The organism is Streptomyces calvus, from assembly GCF_006782915.1.
In the GTDB taxonomy this organism is placed as follows: Bacteria; Actinomycetota; Actinomycetes; order Streptomycetales; family Streptomycetaceae; genus Streptomyces; species Streptomyces calvus.
Window position 1 is genome coordinate 116,944 of the sequence record NZ_VCNP01000042.1, and the last position, 17,657, is coordinate 134,600.

22 protein-coding genes are annotated in these 17,657 nt (G+C 71.0%); 19 read left to right on the plus strand and 3 right to left on the minus strand.

All coding sequences use genetic code 11. From position 1 onward, the window contains the following. The first annotated feature begins 39 nt into the window (after positions 1–39). From FGW31_RS18475 to FGW31_RS18500, 7 genes are all read left to right on the plus strand, one after another. A complete protein-coding gene (locus tag FGW31_RS18475) occupies positions 40–294 on the plus strand; it encodes a MoaD/ThiS family protein (RefSeq protein WP_142194540.1) in 255 nt (84 codons plus the stop codon). A gap of 3 nt (positions 295–297) precedes the next feature. Then, positions 298–1,392, plus strand: a complete 1,095-nt coding sequence (locus FGW31_RS18480; RefSeq protein WP_142194541.1) for a hypothetical protein — start codon at positions 298–300, stop codon at positions 1,390–1,392. A gap of 334 nt (positions 1,393–1,726) precedes the next feature. Continuing rightward, positions 1,727–2,467 carry an LmeA family phospholipid-binding protein gene (locus tag FGW31_RS18485; RefSeq protein ID WP_142194542.1) on the plus strand — a complete coding sequence of 247 codons (741 nt, stop codon included), beginning with the start codon at positions 1,727–1,729 and terminating at the stop codon, positions 2,465–2,467. A gap of 198 nt (positions 2,468–2,665) precedes the next feature. Further along, positions 2,666–2,746 carry a putative leader peptide gene (locus FGW31_RS36235; RefSeq protein WP_350310325.1) on the plus strand — a complete coding sequence of 27 codons (81 nt, stop codon included), beginning with the start codon at positions 2,666–2,668 and terminating at the stop codon, positions 2,744–2,746. A 122-nt stretch (positions 2,747–2,868) separates the two neighbouring features. Beyond that, a complete protein-coding gene (locus FGW31_RS18490; protein ID WP_142194543.1) occupies positions 2,869–3,714 on the plus strand; it encodes a sulfurtransferase in 846 nt (281 codons plus the stop codon). 40 nt (positions 3,715–3,754) lie between these two features. After that, the gene (locus FGW31_RS18495; RefSeq protein WP_004986406.1) at positions 3,755–4,042 is read left to right on the plus strand and encodes a DUF1416 domain-containing protein; all 288 of its coding nucleotides are present in this window, start codon (positions 3,755–3,757) and stop codon (positions 4,040–4,042) included. A gap of 87 nt (positions 4,043–4,129) precedes the next feature. Next, entirely contained in the window at positions 4,130–4,390 is a 261-nt protein-coding gene (locus FGW31_RS18500) for a DUF3099 domain-containing protein (protein WP_142194544.1), read from the plus strand. Between the two features lie 8 nt (positions 4,391–4,398). Here the strand turns inward: FGW31_RS18500 and FGW31_RS18505 are convergent, their stop codons facing one another. Then, positions 4,399–4,761 (minus strand): DsrE family protein, encoded by a 363-nt coding sequence (locus tag FGW31_RS18505; protein ID WP_142194545.1) that lies wholly within the window; start codon positions 4,759–4,761, stop codon positions 4,399–4,401. 271 nt (positions 4,762–5,032) lie between these two features. Between FGW31_RS18505 and FGW31_RS18515 the strand changes: the two genes are divergently transcribed. The 6 genes from FGW31_RS18515 to ygfZ all read left to right on the plus strand — a co-directional run bounded on the left by FGW31_RS18515 (position 5,033) and on the right by ygfZ (position 10,405). Then, positions 5,033–5,608 (plus strand): heme-binding beta-barrel domain-containing protein, encoded by a 576-nt coding sequence (locus FGW31_RS18515; protein ID WP_142194546.1) that lies wholly within the window; start codon positions 5,033–5,035, stop codon positions 5,606–5,608. 327 nt (positions 5,609–5,935) lie between these two features. Then, positions 5,936–6,601: a hypothetical protein gene (locus FGW31_RS18520; RefSeq protein ID WP_142194547.1), complete on the plus strand. Its 666-nt coding sequence runs from the start codon at positions 5,936–5,938 to the stop codon at positions 6,599–6,601. Positions 6,602–6,615: 14 nt separating this feature from the next. Beyond that, positions 6,616–8,289 carry an N-6 DNA methylase gene (locus tag FGW31_RS18525; protein ID WP_142194548.1) on the plus strand — a complete coding sequence of 558 codons (1,674 nt, stop codon included), beginning with the start codon at positions 6,616–6,618 and terminating at the stop codon, positions 8,287–8,289. Continuing rightward, the gene (locus FGW31_RS18530; protein WP_182675096.1) at positions 8,286–8,939 is read left to right on the plus strand and encodes a restriction endonuclease subunit S; all 654 of its coding nucleotides are present in this window, start codon (positions 8,286–8,288) and stop codon (positions 8,937–8,939) included. The genes FGW31_RS18525 and FGW31_RS18530 overlap by 4 nt, the downstream gene beginning before the upstream one ends. A gap of 29 nt (positions 8,940–8,968) precedes the next feature. Further along, a complete protein-coding gene (locus tag FGW31_RS18535; protein WP_142194550.1) occupies positions 8,969–9,406 on the plus strand; it encodes a Fur family transcriptional regulator in 438 nt (145 codons plus the stop codon). A gap of 9 nt (positions 9,407–9,415) precedes the next feature. Further along, a complete protein-coding gene (gene ygfZ, locus FGW31_RS18540; RefSeq protein ID WP_142194551.1) occupies positions 9,416–10,405 on the plus strand; it encodes a CAF17-like 4Fe-4S cluster assembly/insertion protein YgfZ in 990 nt (329 codons plus the stop codon). 6 nt (positions 10,406–10,411) lie between these two features. Here ygfZ and dtd read toward each other — a convergent pair whose 3' ends face one another. Further along, positions 10,412–10,837 carry a D-aminoacyl-tRNA deacylase gene (gene dtd, locus FGW31_RS18545; RefSeq protein WP_142194552.1) on the minus strand — a complete coding sequence of 142 codons (426 nt, stop codon included), beginning with the start codon at positions 10,835–10,837 and terminating at the stop codon, positions 10,412–10,414. 177 nt (positions 10,838–11,014) lie between these two features. Between dtd and FGW31_RS18550 the strand changes: the two genes are divergently transcribed. From FGW31_RS18550 to FGW31_RS18560, 3 genes are all read left to right on the plus strand, one after another. Continuing rightward, positions 11,015–11,647, plus strand: coding sequence for an RsiG family protein (locus FGW31_RS18550; protein WP_142194553.1), 633 nt, complete (start codon positions 11,015–11,017; stop codon positions 11,645–11,647). A gap of 69 nt (positions 11,648–11,716) precedes the next feature. Then, positions 11,717–12,973: a GNAT family N-acetyltransferase gene (locus tag FGW31_RS18555; protein ID WP_142194554.1), complete on the plus strand. Its 1,257-nt coding sequence runs from the start codon at positions 11,717–11,719 to the stop codon at positions 12,971–12,973. A 343-nt stretch (positions 12,974–13,316) separates the two neighbouring features. Continuing rightward, positions 13,317–14,222, plus strand: coding sequence for a winged helix-turn-helix domain-containing protein (locus FGW31_RS18560; RefSeq protein WP_142194555.1), 906 nt, complete (start codon positions 13,317–13,319; stop codon positions 14,220–14,222). Here FGW31_RS18560 and FGW31_RS18565 read toward each other — a convergent pair. Continuing rightward, positions 14,212–14,406, minus strand: coding sequence for a hypothetical protein (locus tag FGW31_RS18565; RefSeq protein WP_142194556.1), 195 nt, complete (start codon positions 14,404–14,406; stop codon positions 14,212–14,214). The genes FGW31_RS18560 and FGW31_RS18565 overlap by 11 nt on opposite strands. A gap of 161 nt (positions 14,407–14,567) precedes the next feature. Here FGW31_RS18565 and FGW31_RS18570 point away from each other — a divergent pair, with 161 nt between their 5' ends. From FGW31_RS18570 to FGW31_RS18580, 3 genes are all read left to right on the plus strand, one after another. Continuing rightward, on the plus strand, positions 14,568–15,449 hold the full coding sequence (locus FGW31_RS18570) for a GntR family transcriptional regulator (protein ID WP_142194557.1): 882 nt from the start codon (positions 14,568–14,570) through the stop codon (positions 15,447–15,449). Positions 15,450–15,478: 29 nt separating this feature from the next. After that, positions 15,479–16,192: an HAD family hydrolase gene (locus FGW31_RS18575; RefSeq protein WP_233452516.1), complete on the plus strand. Its 714-nt coding sequence runs from the start codon at positions 15,479–15,481 to the stop codon at positions 16,190–16,192. 185 nt (positions 16,193–16,377) lie between these two features. Continuing rightward, positions 16,378–17,553, plus strand: coding sequence for a phosphotransferase (locus FGW31_RS18580; protein WP_142194559.1), 1,176 nt, complete (start codon positions 16,378–16,380; stop codon positions 17,551–17,553). Positions 17,554–17,657: the final 104 nt, after the last annotated feature.

Here is a 17,657-nt window from a genome sequence, read left to right on the forward strand (position 1 = left end):
CTGACGGTGTTCACCGTCAACCGATTGAGGAACCAGCAGATGGCAAAGGTCACGGTGCGGTACTGGGCCGCCGCCAAGGCCGCGGCCGGGGTGGCCGAGGAGCCGTACGAGGCGGCCACGCTCGCCGAAGCGCTCGACGCGGTGCGCGGGCGGCACCCGGGCGATCTCACGCGCGTGCTGCTGCGGTGCTCGTTCCTCGTCGACGGTGATCCCGTGGGGACCCGCGCGCATGAGACGGTACGGCTGGCCGACGGCGGGACGGTCGAGGTGCTTCCGCCGTTCGCAGGAGGATGAGCGATGACGAACCAGCCGTACGAGCCGTACGAGCCGCACAGACCTTACGGGGCGCAGGAGCCGTACCCGCAGCAGCCGCAGGGCTGGCCGGGGCAGCAGCAGGCGTACGGCGATCCGTACGCGGACCAGCAGCACACGCAGCAGTGGCAGGGGCAGACCTGGGAGACGCAGCTGCAGGCGCCGGTGGTCGCGCCTGCGGAGGAGACGTCGTATCTGCCGCCGGTTCCCGGACCGGAACAGGCGCAGGCGTACGGTGCGCCGGCCGCGGCTCCGGCTCCGGCTCCGATGGCTCCTGACCGGGACGGGCCCGAGTACGGGCCCGCCACGCTGGGCGGGAACGCTCGGGTGACCGATGCGCAGCGGGCGCGGGCGGAGGGGCGTTCGCCGATCATCGAGCCCGGGATCCAGCCGGCGGCGCTCACCGCGCTGCTGGGGCTGCTGATCGCCGGCGGCGCGGTGCTCGGGACGTACGGGCTGCTCGTGCCGCTGGTGGTGCTCCAGGCAGTCACGGCGGCGGGCTGGTTCCGGCTGAACGGCATGTGGCCGGCGCGGCAGGGGATCGCGCTGGGGTTCCTGGGGGCGCTGGCGGCGGACGCGGCACTGCTGGTGTCCGACGGGTCGCCGGCGGCGATCCTCGGGACGCTGGGGGTGTGGGTGCTGCTGTCGCTGGTGCTGCAGCTGCGGTCGCACGCCGATCCCGACGAGCGGATGTACGGCCTGATGGCGACGGTCGCGGCGGCGGCGCTGGCGATCGCGGCGGGCGGATATCTGGCGGCGGACGCCGATGCGGTGACCGTGGGTGCGGTCGCCGTGGCGGCGGCGATGCTGGTGCGGGCGCTGCCCGGGCCGACGGCGGTGTCCGTGGTGGTCGCGCTGGCCGTGGCGGCGGGCGCGGGGTTCGCGACGGGCGTGCTGACGGGGACGGACGGCGTGACGGGGGCGCTGGTGGGCGTGGGGGCGGCGGTGTGCGCGCTGATCGGGCACCGGGTCGCCAGTTACGACTACCCGTCGCGGTTCGTGCACTTCACAGCGGGCGTCGCCCTGCCGCTGGCCCTGGCGGCTCCGGCGGTGTACGTGCTCGGACGGGTCGTCGCGTAGCGGCTGGGTCCGCGACGCGCCGGCCGCGTACGGCGGCAAGGGGGCGGGTCGGGGGTGCCCGCCCGCAGCGACTGGCGCGTCAACACCCCACCCGCTCTCCGACACCCCATTCCGCCCGGTCCGAAGACGGACACCCTCGACCCGCCCTTGACCCACCCACCGCCCCCGACCCCGGGTGACGGCCCGCACCGGACTCACCGCCGGCCGCCGTAGCCCCTGTCACAGGTGATCGACAATTCCGGGGTTGCCGCCCGTGCCGCGGTTACCCTCGCGCTGGGCGGCCGTCCGGTCGTCGGGCGACGCCGTCGTCACAAGCCAGGTGGGGGAACACCGCATGCGCGCACTGCGAATACTGCTCGTCATCGTCGTGGTCCTCGGCGGCATCTTCGTGATCGTCGACCGTGTCGCCGTCAACCTCGCCGAGAGCGAGGCGGCGGACCGCCTGAAGGCCAACGAGGGCCTCCAGGACACCCCCGACGTGTCCATCGAGGGCTTCCCGTTCCTGACGCAGCTCGCCGGCGGCACCCTCGACGAGGTGCGGGTCGGCATCCGGGACTACGAGGCCGGCACCGGTGACGGCACCGGGAAGATCCGCATCGACGACCTCCGGGCCGACATGAAGGGCGTCGACTTCTCCAGCGACTTCAGCTCCGCCGTCGCCGACAGCGCGACCGGTACCGCCACCGTGGCCTACGACGAACTGCTGAAGACCGCCGAGTCCGAGCCGACGCAGGTCGCGCCCGGTGTCAAGGCGAAGATCGTCGGGCTGTCCGACGGGGGCAACGGCAAGATCAAGGTGGCGGTCGAGATCGAGACCGCGCTGGGCAAGCTGCCCGAGCCGGTCTCCGTGCTCAGCTCGGTGCAGGTCGTGGACGGCGACACGGTGCGCGTGCAGGCCGACGCGCTGCCCGAGTTCGGCGGCATCGAGCTCGCCGAGTCGCGGGTGCGGCGGATCACCGACTTCCAGCAGCGGATCGACGGACTGCCCGGCGGTATCCGGCTCGACAAGGTCGAGGCCGCGGAGAACGGCGTGGACATCACGGTGACGGGTTCCGATGTCCGTCTCGTCGGGTAGGGAACGGTTCGGCGGACGAAGGCGTCCGACAGGCGAGACGGGTGAGTCCGCAGGGCAGATGTGAGGGCGGACCGCACGGCGTCGCGGCGTGCTCCCCGGCCGGTCCGGGGGTACAGGCTTCTCACAGTGCGGACGATCGTGTCTCAGTATGCGACACGCCGGTGACACGTGCGGCTGCGCGTCCCTACGATCGGTGCCATGAAGCGACAGGCGGATCTCACGAAGCGGCGGGCAGTAGACCTGTGCCGTGTCGCCGCCATGCTCTGTCGCACCTTCTGAGCGGACCGTCGACGTCCGCATTCCCCCCGCCCCGCTGAGGGCACCCGTGTGCCGGCCCGCCTAGGTCCCGCGCACCCTCTCACCTGCACGCCCCGCCGCATCTGCCCCGGAGGAGAAAGAGCATGAGTCGCAGCGACGTCCTGGTCGACGCCGATTGGCTCCAGGAGCACCTGGACGACCCGACCATCGCCATCGTCGAGGTGGACGAGGACACGTCCGCCTACGAGAAGAACCACATCAAGAACGCCATCCGGATCGACTGGACGCAGGACCTGCAGGACCCGGTCCGCCGTGACTTCGTCGACCAGGCGGGCTTCGAGAAGCTCCTGTCGGAGAAGGGCATCGCCAACGACCACACGGTCGTCCTCTACGGCGGCAACAACAACTGGTTCGCGTCCTACGCCTACTGGTACTTCAAGCTGTACGGCCACGAGAACGTCAAGCTCCTCGACGGCGGCCGCAAGAAGTGGGAGCTGGACGCCCGCGAGCTGGTCCCCGGCGACGAGGTGCCGGAGCGCCCGAAGACCGAGTACAAGGCCAAGGCCCAGGACACCTCCATCCGCGCCTTCCGCGACGACGTCGTGGCCGCCATCGGCACCCAGAACCTGGTCGACGTGCGCTCGCCCGACGAGTTCTCCGGCAAGCTGCTCGCCCCGGCCCACCTGCCGCAGGAGCAGTCGCAGCGTCCGGGCCACGTCCCGACGGCCGCGAACATCCCGTGGTCGAAGAACGCCAACGACGACGGCACCTTCAAGTCGGACGAGGAGCTCAAGGAGCTCTACGCCGCCGAGAACGTCGACCTGGCCAAGGACACCATCGCCTACTGCCGCATCGGTGAGCGCTCCGCGCTGACCTGGTTCGTGCTGCACGAGCTGCTCGGCGTCGAGAACGTCAAGAACTACGACGGCTCCTGGACCGAGTACGGCTCCCTCGTCGGCGTGCCGATCGAGCTCGGCTCCGGCAAGTAACCCCTCCCGACCGACCTTTCCAGACCTTCAGGAGTAAGACATGTGCGGTGCGAAGGCCGGCGGCCCGGACGCCTCGACGATCAAGCCCGGTGAGACCACCATCCAGGGTCAGGTGACCCGCGACGGCGAGCCGGTGACGGGCTACGTCCGTCTGCTGGACTCGACCGGCGAGTTCACCGCGGAGGTCCCGACCTCCGCCACCGGACAGTTCCGCTTCTACGCGGCCGAGGGCACCTGGACCGTCCGTGCCCTGGTGCCCGGCGGCACCGCCGACCGCACGGTCGTCGCCCAGCAGGGCGGTCTGGCCGAGGTCGCGATCGCGGTCTGAGAGCGCGCAACGGCCGGAGGGCCGCACCCCGTGGGTTGGACGCCCGGGTGCGGCCCTTCGGCCTGCCCGCGGACCTACGCTGGAGGTATGTACGCGCGCAGGCGGCACATCTACTTCGCCATGATGGGCACCTGCCTCGGGCTGTTCGTCCTGGCCTGGGCCGTGGTGCGCCTGTGGTCGATGCCGGTGGCCGTGGGCATGTGCCTGGTCGCCATGGTCATCCCGCCGGTCGCCGCGATGATCGCCAACCGGCGCGGCCCCGAGGACCGCTGGTGGGACGACCCCTCCGGCGACCCCCAGTCCGACGAGTGGTGGGACGAGCTGGACGGCAGGAAACGGCCCCGGTAGGCGGGCCGTCAGTAGACGAGCGCCTGCGTCCCGTCCGCCAGGGCCTCCTGCACGAACACCTGCGCGCCGGCGATGCGTACGCCCTCGATGACGTCCTGCTCGGTGATCTCGCGCCGGGCCGCGCACTGGGTGCACAGGGTGATCCGTCCCGCGGCCAGGACCGAGTCGAGCAGGTCGGGGAGCGGGGCGGCGTGCGGGAGCTCGAACTCGGCGGCGCGGCCCGGCAGGGCGAACCACGAGGACTCCCCGGTGAGCCACAGCGACACCTCGACACCGCTGGCCGCGGCCACGGCCGCCACCGTGAACGCCTGCGAGCAGCGTTCGGGGGCGTCGGCCCCCGCGGTCACCTTGATCACAAGCTTCTTCGCCATGACCGCATCGTAAGCGTGACCGGCGGTCGCGACCGGTGACCGGGCGGCGGGCCGCAGGGCCGACCTCGCACGGCGGGGCCGGGACCCGGCCGCGTAAGCTGGGGCCCGGCCCTGTGCACACCACCGCACCCCGCTCAAGGAGCACCCCGTGGAACTCTTCTTCGAAATCCTGTTGGTCCTGGTTGCCGTCGGCGTTCTCGCCTTCGCCGGGCTGACCGTGAAGAAGCTGTACCAGGGCCAGCGCTGACCCGAGGCTGAGGAAGTTCCGCTCATGATCGAGATCCCGTCCGACCTGCACAAGGACCTCGTCCCGCTCGCGTTCCTGCTCGGCAACTGGGCCGGTGCGGGCGTGCACGACTTCCCGGGCGCCGAGAAGTGCAACTTCGGCCAGGAGGTCACCTTCACCCACGACGGCCGGGACTTCCTGGAGTACGGCTCCCGCACCTGGGTGCTGGACGGCGACGGCAACAAGGTCCGCCCGCTGGAGTCCGAGCACGGCTTCTGGCGGATCGACGCCGACCGCAAGGTCGAGGTGACGATGACCCGCGACGACGGCGTCATCGAGATCTGGTACGGCGAGCTGGCCGAGGGCAAGCCGCAGATCGACCTGGTCACGGACGCCGTGGCGCGCACCGCCGCCGCGCGGCCCTACAGCGGCGGCAAGCGGCTGTACGGCTACGTCAAGAGCGACCTGATGTGGGTCGGCGAGAAGCAGACCCCCGAGGTCGAGCTGCGCCCCTACATGTCGGCGCACCTGAAGAAGGTCGTCACGCCGGAGGAGGTCGAGCGCTGGGCCAAGGCCCTGCCCGACGACATGCCGGACGACGGGATCGCCTTCTTCAAGTAGGTAACCACGCTTTCAGACGTCCCCCGGGCTGCCTCTGCCCGGGGGACGTCGTGCGTTCGCCCGCCGCAGCGGTGGTAACCACGTGAGGGGTTAACAAAAAGCATTGCATCGCAATGCGCTTGCGAGTCGGATGTTGGTGTGGCTACAGTTGCAGGGACTTCGGGGAGTGCCTTCAGGGCTTCGCGAAATGCGCGGAGCCCCGGTCGCAATATGCCTGCGACCGGGGCTCCGGAGGCTGTGTTCTGAGTGGCTTGCAATGCAGAGGCGAGCCCAGAACGTTCATCGACGATGCTAGCACAGCGCACTCGGAAGGGTGCTGGGGGAACCATGACCAACCGCCTGCCCGTGTGGATGCTGCGCGATCTGTCCCTGCCGCGACTGAGACGGTACATCCGGGCTGCGCACGGCGATGCTCAGGCTGCGGAGCGTCTCTACTGGTGGAACGTCGAGGTGTCTGCTGCCCTGTTCGGCTCCCTGCATTGCCTCGAGCTCGCCCTGCGCAACGCACTGCACAATGCACTCGCGCGGTATCACGGCAGGCCGGACTGGTGGGCGGTGGCGCCGTTGAACGAACGTGGACACAAGCTCGTGGATGACGCTCGTCGCTCCTGCGGCCGACGCCTGAGGAGAATTACGCCGGACGACGTGGTGGCGGAGCTGTCCTTCGGTTTCTGGGTCTCTCTGCTCAGTCACGGCTCAGGTTACGACCGGCACTTCTGGGTCCCCGTCCTGCATTCGGCGTTCCCGTATTACCGGGGGCGGCGTGACCGCCTGTATCGCGAGCTGAGCTCGCTGGTTCTGTTGCGTAACCGGGTCATGCACCACGAGCCGGTACATCATCGGCACCTTTCCGCCGACCATGACACCATCTGCCGGGTGCTCGGGTACCTGAGTCCTGAGCTGGCCAAGGAGTCCCAGATGATGGACCGGTTCCCGGAGGTGCTCGCCAGCCGGGCGGATGTCCTGGGCGGCGCCCGGCCGCCGCGTTTCTGATGGAGGGAAGCGCCGTGACGGAGTTCGACGCAGGGCGGTCCGGCATGGGTGCTGAAGCAGAGTTCGCCGATGTGCTCGTGACCCGGTCCGACATCGCCCGACTCGCGGGAGTCAAGCGTCCGGCCGTCAGCAACTGGGAGCGCCGGCACGTGGACTTTCCACGGCCCGTGACCGTCGGCGCCGGAAGCGGCGAGGTGGCGGGGGCTGAGGTCGAACGGTTTCGTGCCGACGAGGTCTTCTCCTGGCTCGCCGGTCGCGCCGTTGCCTTGAACTCCCTACGTCCGGGGGAACCCTCGGGTACCACGTACGGAGACCGGTTCCGTGCCGGCCTGACCGGAGGCACGGCTGGAGGGCTGTTCCGGGCGGTGCAGCGACTTGCAGGGCCGGAGGCGGATCGGTTGCGGAACTCGATGCCTATGGACCGCTATCTCCTGTGGCTGCTGTACCTCGTCCACATCAGGGTCGTGGAACCGGATGGCGGACTGGGCGAGGCCGTGGACGACTGGAGCGGCCTCGTACGCCGCTACGACCCTCCGGAGAAGACTGTTCCGCGTGCTCTGCTCGCCGAGCTCTCAGGCCCGCTCGGGCGTATCTCCGCAGGGTCCGAACAGGAGGGCCGGGCAGCCTTCGAGGACGTACTGGTGCGGTGGCGGGCCGCGTACGCACGCGAGGGCGGCGCGTTCTTCACCCCGCCCTCCGTGAGTCGCGTCATGGCCCGAGCGCTGGCCGCCGTACTGCCCGGAGCCACGCGTGTACACGATCCGTACAGCCGCACCGGAGAACTGCTCGTGGCGTACTTGGACGCGGTCGCCGAGCGGAAGGGTGACGCGCCAACCCGGGTCGGAGGTCGGGTGCCCGACGCTCTGGAACGGCATGTGGCCGAAATGAACATGCGGGTGCATCACGGGCGGACCCTGCGGCTCGATGAAGGATCGTTCACCCCGGCACTCTCCCCCTTCGCCGACCCTCCCGGTGCCTTCGACGTAATTCTGACCAACCCGCCCTTCGGCCGGCGCGTGGAGGACGTGGCGCCTCCTCCGTACTGGGTTCACGGCCCCGCACGTCGGACTGAGTTCGACTGGCTGCAGTACGCCGTCTCGCGGCTTGCTCCCGGAGGTCGGGCTGCCGTGCTGATGCCGGCTGGGGCCTCTTTCAACGCAGGTGCTGCCGAGAAGGTGCGGGCGGGGCTGATCGATGCCGGGGCTGTGGAGTGTGTGGTCGGGCTTCCCGCCGGGCTCTTCGCGCTGTCCAGCGTGAAGACGCAGATCTGGTTCCTCCGGGCACCGGGCGTCGAGAAGGAGACGGATGATCCCGAGGTGTTGTTCGTGGCAGGCGAAGGGCTGGGACGACGGCTCTCCCGTACCCAGTGGGCCCTGTCCGACGGCGACATTGTGCGGCTGGTGGGGGAGTACGTGTCCTGGAACGCGGCCAGGGCAACCGGACACCGTTTCTCCGGCACGCCCGGACTGAGTCGGTCGGTGCCGGTGTCGGACATTGGCCGGGGCCACGGTCTGGATCCCCATGTGTACGTCCGGCCGCCCGGCTCGCCTTCGGTTGCTCGTACGGCCGGTCCCACAGAAACCAGGAACCGGCTGGCAGGACTGGCCGACGAGATCGCAACCTTGCACGCGCGGGCGGAAGCGGCCGACGCCGAAGCGGGCAGGTGGCTGAGGAGGTACGGCCTGTGACGACGACCGACGAATTCGTGCCGCCGACAGGCTGGTCGTGCAACCCCCTGCGGGAACTGTGTGCGTCCATCCAGGCAGGGCCGGTCCGACGAGCCGAGGACCAGGGACGTACCTGGGCCGACGGAGGGGCCCCACTCGTGCTGCCCCGCGACCTCCAGGGGCAGCGGATTCTCACCGAGGAAGCCACAGCCGTCCCCGCAATCTCCCCGGATCGGGCGCGGACGCTGGTGAAGTACGAATTGGCTGAAGGAGACATCCTCCTCACTCGTACCGGCACCGTGGGGCGCTGTGCGCTGGTCACCGGAGAGCACGCGGGCTGGCTGTTCCACCCCAACCTGGTCCGGCTCAGGCTGCCCGAGGCGCGGCGGGTGTCGGCCACGTATCTCATCGCCTATCTGAGCGCGACAACCGCACAGGACTGGGTCACGGCTCGCACGGCGGGCTCGGTCATCCCGTCGCTCAGTCTCCGCACACTGGGCGAGCTGCCCGTGCTCGTGCCGCCGACTGAGGAGCAAAAGAGCATCGGCGCCACCCTGGCCGCCCTCGACGCCAAGATCCAGGCACATACCGAGATCGCCCGCGTGACCCGCGACTACCGCAGCTTGCTCGCCGACGCCTTGATGACAGGCGTTCTACCGACCGAGCCGTGAACCGGTCCGCACCGCCTTAGACTCGTGGTGTGGTGAGCACCGACTGGAAGAGCGACCTCAGGCAGCGCGGCTACCGGCTGACCCCGCAGCGGCAGCTGGTGCTCGAAGCCGTCGACACCCTGGAACACGCGACCCCCGACGACATCCTCGGCGAAGTGAGGAAGACGGCGTCGGGGGTCAACATTTCCACCGTGTACCGCACGCTGGAGCTCCTGGAGGAGCTCGGGCTCGTCTCGCACGCCCATCTCGGGCACGGCGCACCGACGTACCACCTCGCGGACCGGCACCACCACATCCACCTGGTCTGCCGGGACTGCACGAACGTGATCGAGGCCGACCTGTCGGTGGCCGCCGAGTTCACCGCCAAGCTGCGCAAGCAGTTCGGCTTCGACACCGACATGAAGCACTTCGCGATCTTCGGCCGGTGCGAGGACTGTTCCCTGAAGGCTTCAACTACCGAGTCGTAGGCTGGTGGTATGAAGAGCCCTCTGCTGACCCTGCCCGGCGCCGTCCCCGCCGAGGGCGTGGACGAAGGCGTGGCCGCCCACTACGGCGACCTGTTCCGCGAGCAGCGCGCCCTCGCCGACGGCACCGGTTTCGTCGACCTGTCCCACCGCGGGGTGGTCACCGTCTCCGGTCCCGAGCGGCTCGGCTGGCTGCACCTGCTGCTCACCCAGCACGTCAGCGAGCTGCCGCCGCACCAGGCCACCGAAGCGCTGATCCTCTCCGCCAACGGCCACATCGAGCACGCGCTCTACCTGGTGGACGACGGGGAGACGGTCTGGGCGCACGTCGAGCCCGGCACGCAGCAGGCGCTGATCGCCTACCTGGAGTCGATGAAGTTCTTCTACCGGGTCGAGGTCGCCGACCGCACCGCCGACACCGCGGTGGTGCACCTGCCGGCCGGTTCGATCGCGGAGGTCCCGGAGGGCGTCGTCGTGCGCGAGACGCCGTACGGACGTGATCTGTTCCTGCCGCGCGCGGAGCTGGAGTCGTACGCCGGGACGGTGGGACCGCCGGCCGGGATCCTCGCGCTGGAGGCGCTGCGCGTCGAGCAGCACCGGCCCCGGCTCGGCTTCGAGACCGACCACCGCACCATCCCGCACGAGCTGGGCTGGATCGGCGGCGCGGTGCACCTGCAGAAGGGCTGCTACCGCGGCCAGGAGACGGTCGCCCGGGTGCAGAACCTGGGCAAGCCGCCGCGCCGGCTGGTCTTCCTGCACCTGGACGGCAGCGAGGTCCACCTGCCCGTGCGGGGCACCGAGGTCCGGCTCGTGGGCGGGGACGCCTCCGGTTCGGGCGAGGCGGGCCCGGAAGGGCGGAAGGTCGGCTTCGTGACGACGTCCGCGCGCCACTTCGAGCTGGGTCCGGTGGCACTGGCGCTGGTGAAGCGGAACGTGCCGGTGGACGCGCGGCTGGTCGCCGGGGAGACCGCGGCGGCGCAGGAGACCGTCGTCGAGCCCTGAGCCGGCTCAGATCTCCAGCAGCACGGTGAACGGGCCGTCGTTGGTCAGCGACACCCGCATCGCCGCTCCGAAGCGGCCCGTCGCCACCGTCGCGCCCAGGGCGCGCAGCTGCGCCACGACCTCGTCGACCAGCGGTTCGGCGAGGTCGCCGGGGGCGGCGGCGTTCCAGGTGGGGCGGCGGCCCTTGCGGGCGTCGCCGTAAAGGGTGAACTGGCTGATCACCAGCAGCGGCGCGCCGATGTCGCTGCACGACTTCTCGTCGTGCAGCATCCGGATCGACCAGAGCTTGCGGGCGAGCTGGGCCGCCTTCTCCGTGGTGTCCTCGTGCGTGACCCCGACGAGGACGCACAGTCCCTCGCCCTCGATCGCGCCCACCGTCTCGCCGTCCACGACGACGCTCGCGCCGTCGACCCTCTGCACCACCGCACGCATACGGCCATCATGCCGGTCGGCGAACAATCGCCCGACGGCGGCCCACGCCGTCCCCCGGTCGGGCTATTTTTACTCCTTAGCGCCCATCTGGGGCGGATCGGGGACACTCGCTCACAATGTGGCCGCTTGGGGTGGCACGATGCTGGCACACGCCGGTCGAGGGGACGGTTGAGGCACATGAGCACAGCGGGAATGGGGCAGCCGCCTGCGGCTGTCCGGTTGACCCAGGCGGGGATCGGGGAGCGCGAGTTCCACCGCCCGCCCACGCAGCGCACGGACAGCCCGGTGCTGCCCGAGGACGGTCCGGCGTCCGATCTGACCGTGCTCAGCCTGCCCGAACTGCGTGCGGTGCGGCGTGACGCGCAGCGCGACGAGGCCGACCTCAGCTACGTGCGGCGGCTGCTCCAGGGGCGGATCGACATCCTGCGGGCGGAGCTGGCCCGCCGGGTCCCGTCGGCCACGCCCTCGGCGGTCGCGGCCCAGGACGCCTCCGTGGTGCAGCGGCTGCCGGAGATCCTGCGGGACGGCCCGGCCCGGCACCGTTCCTCGGCCCGCCATGTGACGCTGGGGACGCCGCGGAGCGAGGAGTACCGGCGGCTGGCGGCCGAGATGCTCGGCGAGGGGGAGCTGTCCGACCTGGCGGCGCGCACGGACGGTGAGCTGAACACCGCGATGGGGCGGCTCGTGCGCTACGAGCAGCAGGTGTCCCGGCGGCGGCAGCGGCTGCAGCGCACGGCCGACGAGTGCAGCGCGGAGATCGCGCGCCGCTACCGGGACGGGGAGGCGCAGGTCGACGACCTGCTCGGCTGAGTGCCGCGGGAGCGCGGGCGCGGAAAAACCGCTTCGACACCCGCCGCACGGCCGACCTACCGTGAGCCCATGACCTCCCGCGCCGACATCGACGTACGCCCGATCGACGAGACCGAGTTCGCCGACTGGCAACGGGCCCTGAACACCGGGTTCCTGAGGGAACCCACGCTCTCCCAGGAGATCCTCGACGCGCGCCGGGCGCAGTTCACGCCCGGCCGGTCGCTGGGGGCGTTCGACGGCGGGCGGTGCGTGGCGACGTTCCGCTCCTTCGCGCAGGAACTCACCGTCGTCGGCGGCGCGACCGTTGCCGCCGACGCCGTCTCCAACGTCACCGTCACCGCCACCCACCGCCGCCGCGGCCTGCTGACCCGCATGATGACGCGGGACCTGGCCGCGGCGCGGGAGCGCGGCGACGTCGTCGCGACGCTGATCGCCGCCGAGTACCCGATCTACGGGCGGTACGGCTTCGGCCCGGCCACCTCGACCACCGAGTGGACGATCGACGTGCCGCGGGCCGGTCTCGACCCGCGCTGGGCGGGGCCGGAGGACGGCGGCCGGGTCGACCTGGTGGACGCGGAGGACGTCCGCAAGCTCGGCCCCGACCTGCACGAGCGGCTGCGGCGGGCGCAGCCGGGCGCGGTCGGCCGGGACGAGCTGTGGTGGAGGATCACCACCGGTGCGGTGCGGTTCCACCCGACGTTCCAGGAGCCGTACTACGTGGTGTACCGCTCGGCGGGCGGCGAGGTCGAGGGGATGGCCGCGTACACGGCGGACGACAACTGGGGTGACGGCAAGCAGCCGTTGAACACGGCGCGGGTCAAGTGGCTGATCGGGGTGACGCCGGCGGCCGAGCGGGCGTTGTGGCGCTACCTGTGCTCGATCGACTGGGTGGTGTGGGTGAAGACGGGCTGGCGGGCCCCGGACGACCTGCTGCCGCACTTCCTGCCGGACCCGCGCGCCGCCGCCGTCACCACGCACGCGGACTGGCTGTGGGTGCGGATCCTGGACGTCGTGCGGGCGCTGGAGGCGCGGACGTACCAGGTGGCGGGGTCGCTGGTGCTGGAGGTGGCCGACGCGGGCGGGCCGGCCGGCGGGCGGTACCGGCTGGAGGCCGCGGCGGACGGTACGGGGTCCTGCGCGCGGACCGCCGAGGACGCCGATCTCGTGCTGGACGTGGCGGACCTGGCGACGCTGTGGCTGGGCGACGAGTCCGCGGTGCGGCTGGCGGCGCTGGGCCGGGTGCGGGAAGAACGAGCGGGCGCCGCCCGTCAGGCCGACGCCCTGCTGCGTACGTCCAGGCGACCGTGGTGCCCGGACCTGTTCTGAGCGCTGTCGCTCTCGCGCCCCTGCTGCCTGCCTCCTTCCGCCGACGACGGGTGAGCACTCATCCGTAGCGAGCTGTTCAGTTGTGGTGGTGCGGGTGGTGCGGCCGGCGGACTCCCGGCTCCCCTCCGGAAGGGAGCCCGGCCGGTGGTCCCAGGGGTGTGCTCCGGCCGGACCGGCGAGAACTTGCTCCTCTCCCGCCGACCCGGTGGCCAACCCCTCAGAAGATCAAGCAGGTTGGCCAAGTTGGTGACCAACTTGTTCTTAGTTCTCTCCACTTGGAAGAGGCTTATAACCACCTACCGCGGAACTGCCTGGAGATGGCGGGAAGTTGTAGTGTGCGGTTGTGGACCCGGAACACGCCTCCGTCAATGGGCGGAAGAAGTCACAGCGGCCACAGAGAACACATCGCGAGGTGGCCGACGAACTGCGCGCGCGGATCAGGTCCGGAGCGCTGCGGCCGGGCCAGCGCATGCCCACCCAGGCCCAGCTCGCCGCCGAGTTCGGCGTGGAGCGCCCCGTGGTGCGCCGGGCACTGCGCATCCTGCGGTCCGAGGAGTTGATCACCAACGTCGCCAGGGGCGCACCGGCGACCGTCGCCGCCGGCCCCGGCATCGCGGCGGGCCCCGCGGCGCCCCCGCAGCCCACCACGGTCGCCCTCGCGCCCCGGATCGCCACCGCCTTCGCGGCCGAGCACGTCGAGATCGACGCCGTCTGCCTGACCCTCATCTCGCTCAACCTCGCCCTGGGCGAGCCGCTGCGGCAGATCCACGCGGGACGGTTGAAACCGGCCAAGGTCGACGTGCGGGTGCTGCTGCCCGGCCGGAACATCGACCTGGCCTTCCCGGCGCCGGTCGGCGGGCGCGATGGCGCCGAGGACCCGGTGCACGAGCGGTGGCTGGCGATGCGCAACGCCCAGGGCCAGGTGCTGCGCCACAACCTGCTCGCCCTGCGCGCCACCCACGGCATCGACGTGCGGGTCTCCTTCCGTGCGCTGCCGTTCACGCCGCCGGTGAAGCTGTACCTGCTCAACGGCGTCGAGGCGCTGTTCGCCTACTACACGGTCTCCCGCCGCGAGGCGCGCATCGACGAGGAGAACCTGCAGATGTACGACACCCAGGGCGTGCGGTCGATGCTGTTCGACTTCGCGCAGGGGACGGGGCTGCGGGACACGACGTTCGTGGAGCAGTCGCACCTGTGGTTCAACGCGCTCTGGGAGACGATCAGTTCGGAGCTGGAGCTCACCAGCTGACGGCCGGCCGCGCCACCAGCAGCGCCAGCAGTACGGCCCCGGCGGAGCTGCACCGCGGGCTGTTGGCCCGGATGCCTATGGTGAGCAGCAGCAGGCCGACGAGGCCGGCCATGCCGTACCGCCACTGGACCAGCTGCTCGATGGTGATCACGACGACGGCGGAGATCAGGGCGAGGACGGGCATGGTGTTCCCCCTTCGGGCCTGCGGTCGCGGCTGCGACGGAATCACAACGTCCGCCAACTTGAGTGAGTTGGCGGCCAACTCTGTTTAAGTTGTCCCCACTTGGCTAGTACTCATAAACAACTTCCAAATAACTCGCCGTAGATGGGTGGGAGTTGTAGCGTTTGGTCGTGACCCAGGAGAACGTGGCAGTGAACGGCAGCAGCAGGCTCTCGCCCCAGGAGATCGCCGACATCCTGCGGGAACGCATCCGGGCCGGTCGGCTGAAGGCGGGCGACCGCCTGCCGACCCAGGCCGAGCTGGCCGAGGAGTTCGGCGTGGAGCGCGGCACCGTGCGCCAGGCCGTGCGCGCGCTCCAGGAGGACGGACTGCTCAGCAACGTCAGCAAGGGCAGCCCGCCGCGGATCGCCGAGCCGGCGCCCGTCCGGGAGGAGCCGCAGCCGACGATGGTGGGCCTCGCGCCGCGCCTGACGGAGGCGTTCGCCCCGGCCCAGGTGCGCATCGACGCGGTCTGCCTGACCGCCGAGAGCTTCATGCTGGCGCTCGGCGAGCCCGTCCGGCACATCCACGAGGGCCGCATCCGCCCGACGTCGGTCGACGTCCGCATCATGCTGCCGTCCCGGGAGATCAACCTCGCCTTCCCCGTCCCCGTCACGGAGGACGACGGCGGGAACAGCGCGGTGCACGACCGCTGGCTGGCGATGCGCAACGCCCAGGCCCGGGGGCTCCAGCACAACCTCCTGGCCCTGCGCGCCACCCACGGCATCGACGTACGGGTGTCGTTCCGTGCGCTGCCGTTCACGCCGCCGGTGAAGCTGTACCTGCTCAACGGCGAGGAGGCGCTGATCGGCTACTACATGCTGACCCGCCGCGAGGAGGAGTGGGAGAGCCGCACCCTGGAGATGTACGACGTGCTGGGCTCCCAGTCGCTGCTGTTCTCCTTCCTCAAGCGGGCCGGCCGGCGGGACCAGGCGTTCGTGGAGGAATCCCAGAAGTGGTTCGACGCCCTCTGGGAAACCATCACCACGGACCTGACACTCTCCTAGTGACTTCTGATGCGACACAGACCGGTCCGGTGACGGAAGTGACCGAGACGGAACCGAACGAACTACGGAACCTGATCAAAGGTGCCCGTGTGGTGCTGTGGGACTTCGACGGGCCCGTCTGCCGCCTGTTCGCCGGGCACTCGGCGGAGCGGGTGGCGAACGACCTGGCGTCCTGGCTGGAGGGGCGCGGCCTGCACGGGCTGCTGACGGAGACCGAACGCGACTCGCTGGACCCGCACGTGGTGCTGCGCGCCGTCGACCGCCGCCACCCGGGCAGCGACCTGGTCGCGGAGCTGGAGGAACGCCTCACCAAGGAGGAGTTGCGGGCCACCGCCACGGCGATGCCCACCCCGTACGCCGACCCGCTGATCCGCACCTGGACCGCGGTGGGCTCCCGGCTGGCCGTCGCCACCAACAACTCCCCGCGCGTGGTCCGCGAGTACCTGGACTCCCGCGGTCTCGTCTCCTGCTTCGCCCCGCACATCTACGGCCGCACCCAGGAGCTGAACCACCTCAAACCCCACCCGCACTGCATCCACCGCGCCCTGAACGCCATGGGCGCCGCCCCGGCGACCGCGCTGATGATCGGCGACACCCCGTCGGACCTGCTCGCCGCCCGCGCGGCCGGCGTGCCGTTCCTCGGCTACGCCCGCAACGAACGCAAGGGCAAGCTGCTGCGGGACGCGGGGGCGGAGATGGTCGTGGACTCGCTGGAGCCGGTGCTGCGGGCGGTCCGTTCCTGACGCCCGGCCCGCCGGTCGTGCCGGTGCGGCAGCCCCTCCGCGCCGTACACGCGCGCGTACGACGTCCTCCGGTGGGGCGACTTCGGCGAACGGGACGAGTCCGATGGGAAGCGCGGCGACGGCGGGAGTAACGTACTGCCACTTCTGTCACCCGCGGAAGGGTCCAGTGCGAGAGAAACGGGCCCATGTCACCCGAAACACCTTCTGCCGCCCGGCGGCACGCGGTCCAGGCGTGCGGGAACGCCAGTGCGGTCGAGGGGCCCCTCCAGGGCTACCACCACGAGACCTACGTCTTCCCCCTGGCCGACGACACTGCCGGCGACCGGACCGACGGCCGGACCGGCGACCGGACCGGCGACCGGACCGGCGACGTGACCGGTGACGTGACCGGTGACGGGTCGGGGACGGCCGCGCCCGCACGGTGGAAGTGCCGGGAGCCGCGCACCGGTCTGCTCTGGTTCGACCGGCGCTGCTTCGACTCCGAGGAGCAGCTGCTCGGCGCGCTGAGCGGACGGATCACGGGCATCCCGCGCATCAGGGAGTTCGGCGGGCTGCGGCTGCAACGTTTCGTCGAGGGGCGGACGCTCGGCGCGCTGCGGACGTCCGGCCGCTCGATCCCGGGCCCGCTGCTCGCGCAGATCGTGCGGCTCTTCCGCGAACTGGCCGCGGTCACACCGGAGACGCTCGTCGTGAAACGGCGCTGCGAGGCACGGGACCGTCCCGAGGACGGTGACACGAACGGGTTCCTGGAACGGCTGGTCTGCTTCACGGAGGACAGCGTCTACCGGGCGAACCTGGACGACTTCGGTGCGCTGTTCGAGGCGGCCGGAGTGGACGGCGACGCCTTCCACCACCTCAGGAAACACGTGTCGGGCCTGACCGGGCGCCCCTTCTGCCTGCTCCACGCCGACCTGCACCGCGAGAACTTCGTCGTGGACCCCGGGCAGCGGCTGTGGACGATCGACTGGGAACTCGCCATGGTCGGCGACCCGCTGTACGACCTGGCCACCCACCTGTACCTGATGCGCTATCCGGAGTGGCAGGCCCGCGTGCTCACCCGGCGGTGGGTGGCCGCCGTCGAGGCGGTGCGGCCGGGCGGTTCGCGGGGCTGGCGGCACGACCTGCCGCTGCTCATCGACTACAAGCGGGCCCAGTCGGTGTTCACCGACCTCATCCGCGCGGCCCTCTCCCTGGGCCCCGAGCACGACACCGGCCGGCGGCAGCTGCTGCGCACGGGCGCCAAGCTGCACCGGATCCTGGCCGGCGCCGCCGTGCCGCTCGGCCTGGACTCGGTGCCGGCCCCGGAGCGGATCGCGGACGCCCTGGCGGACTGGCGGCGCCGCCACGGGCCGACCGGCTGAGGCGTCCCGCGCGGGCCGGGGGGTGAGGTGTCCCGGGCCGGTCGGCTGAGACGTCTCGCGCGGGTCGGGGGGTGAGGTGTCCCGGGCCGGTCGGCTGAGACGTC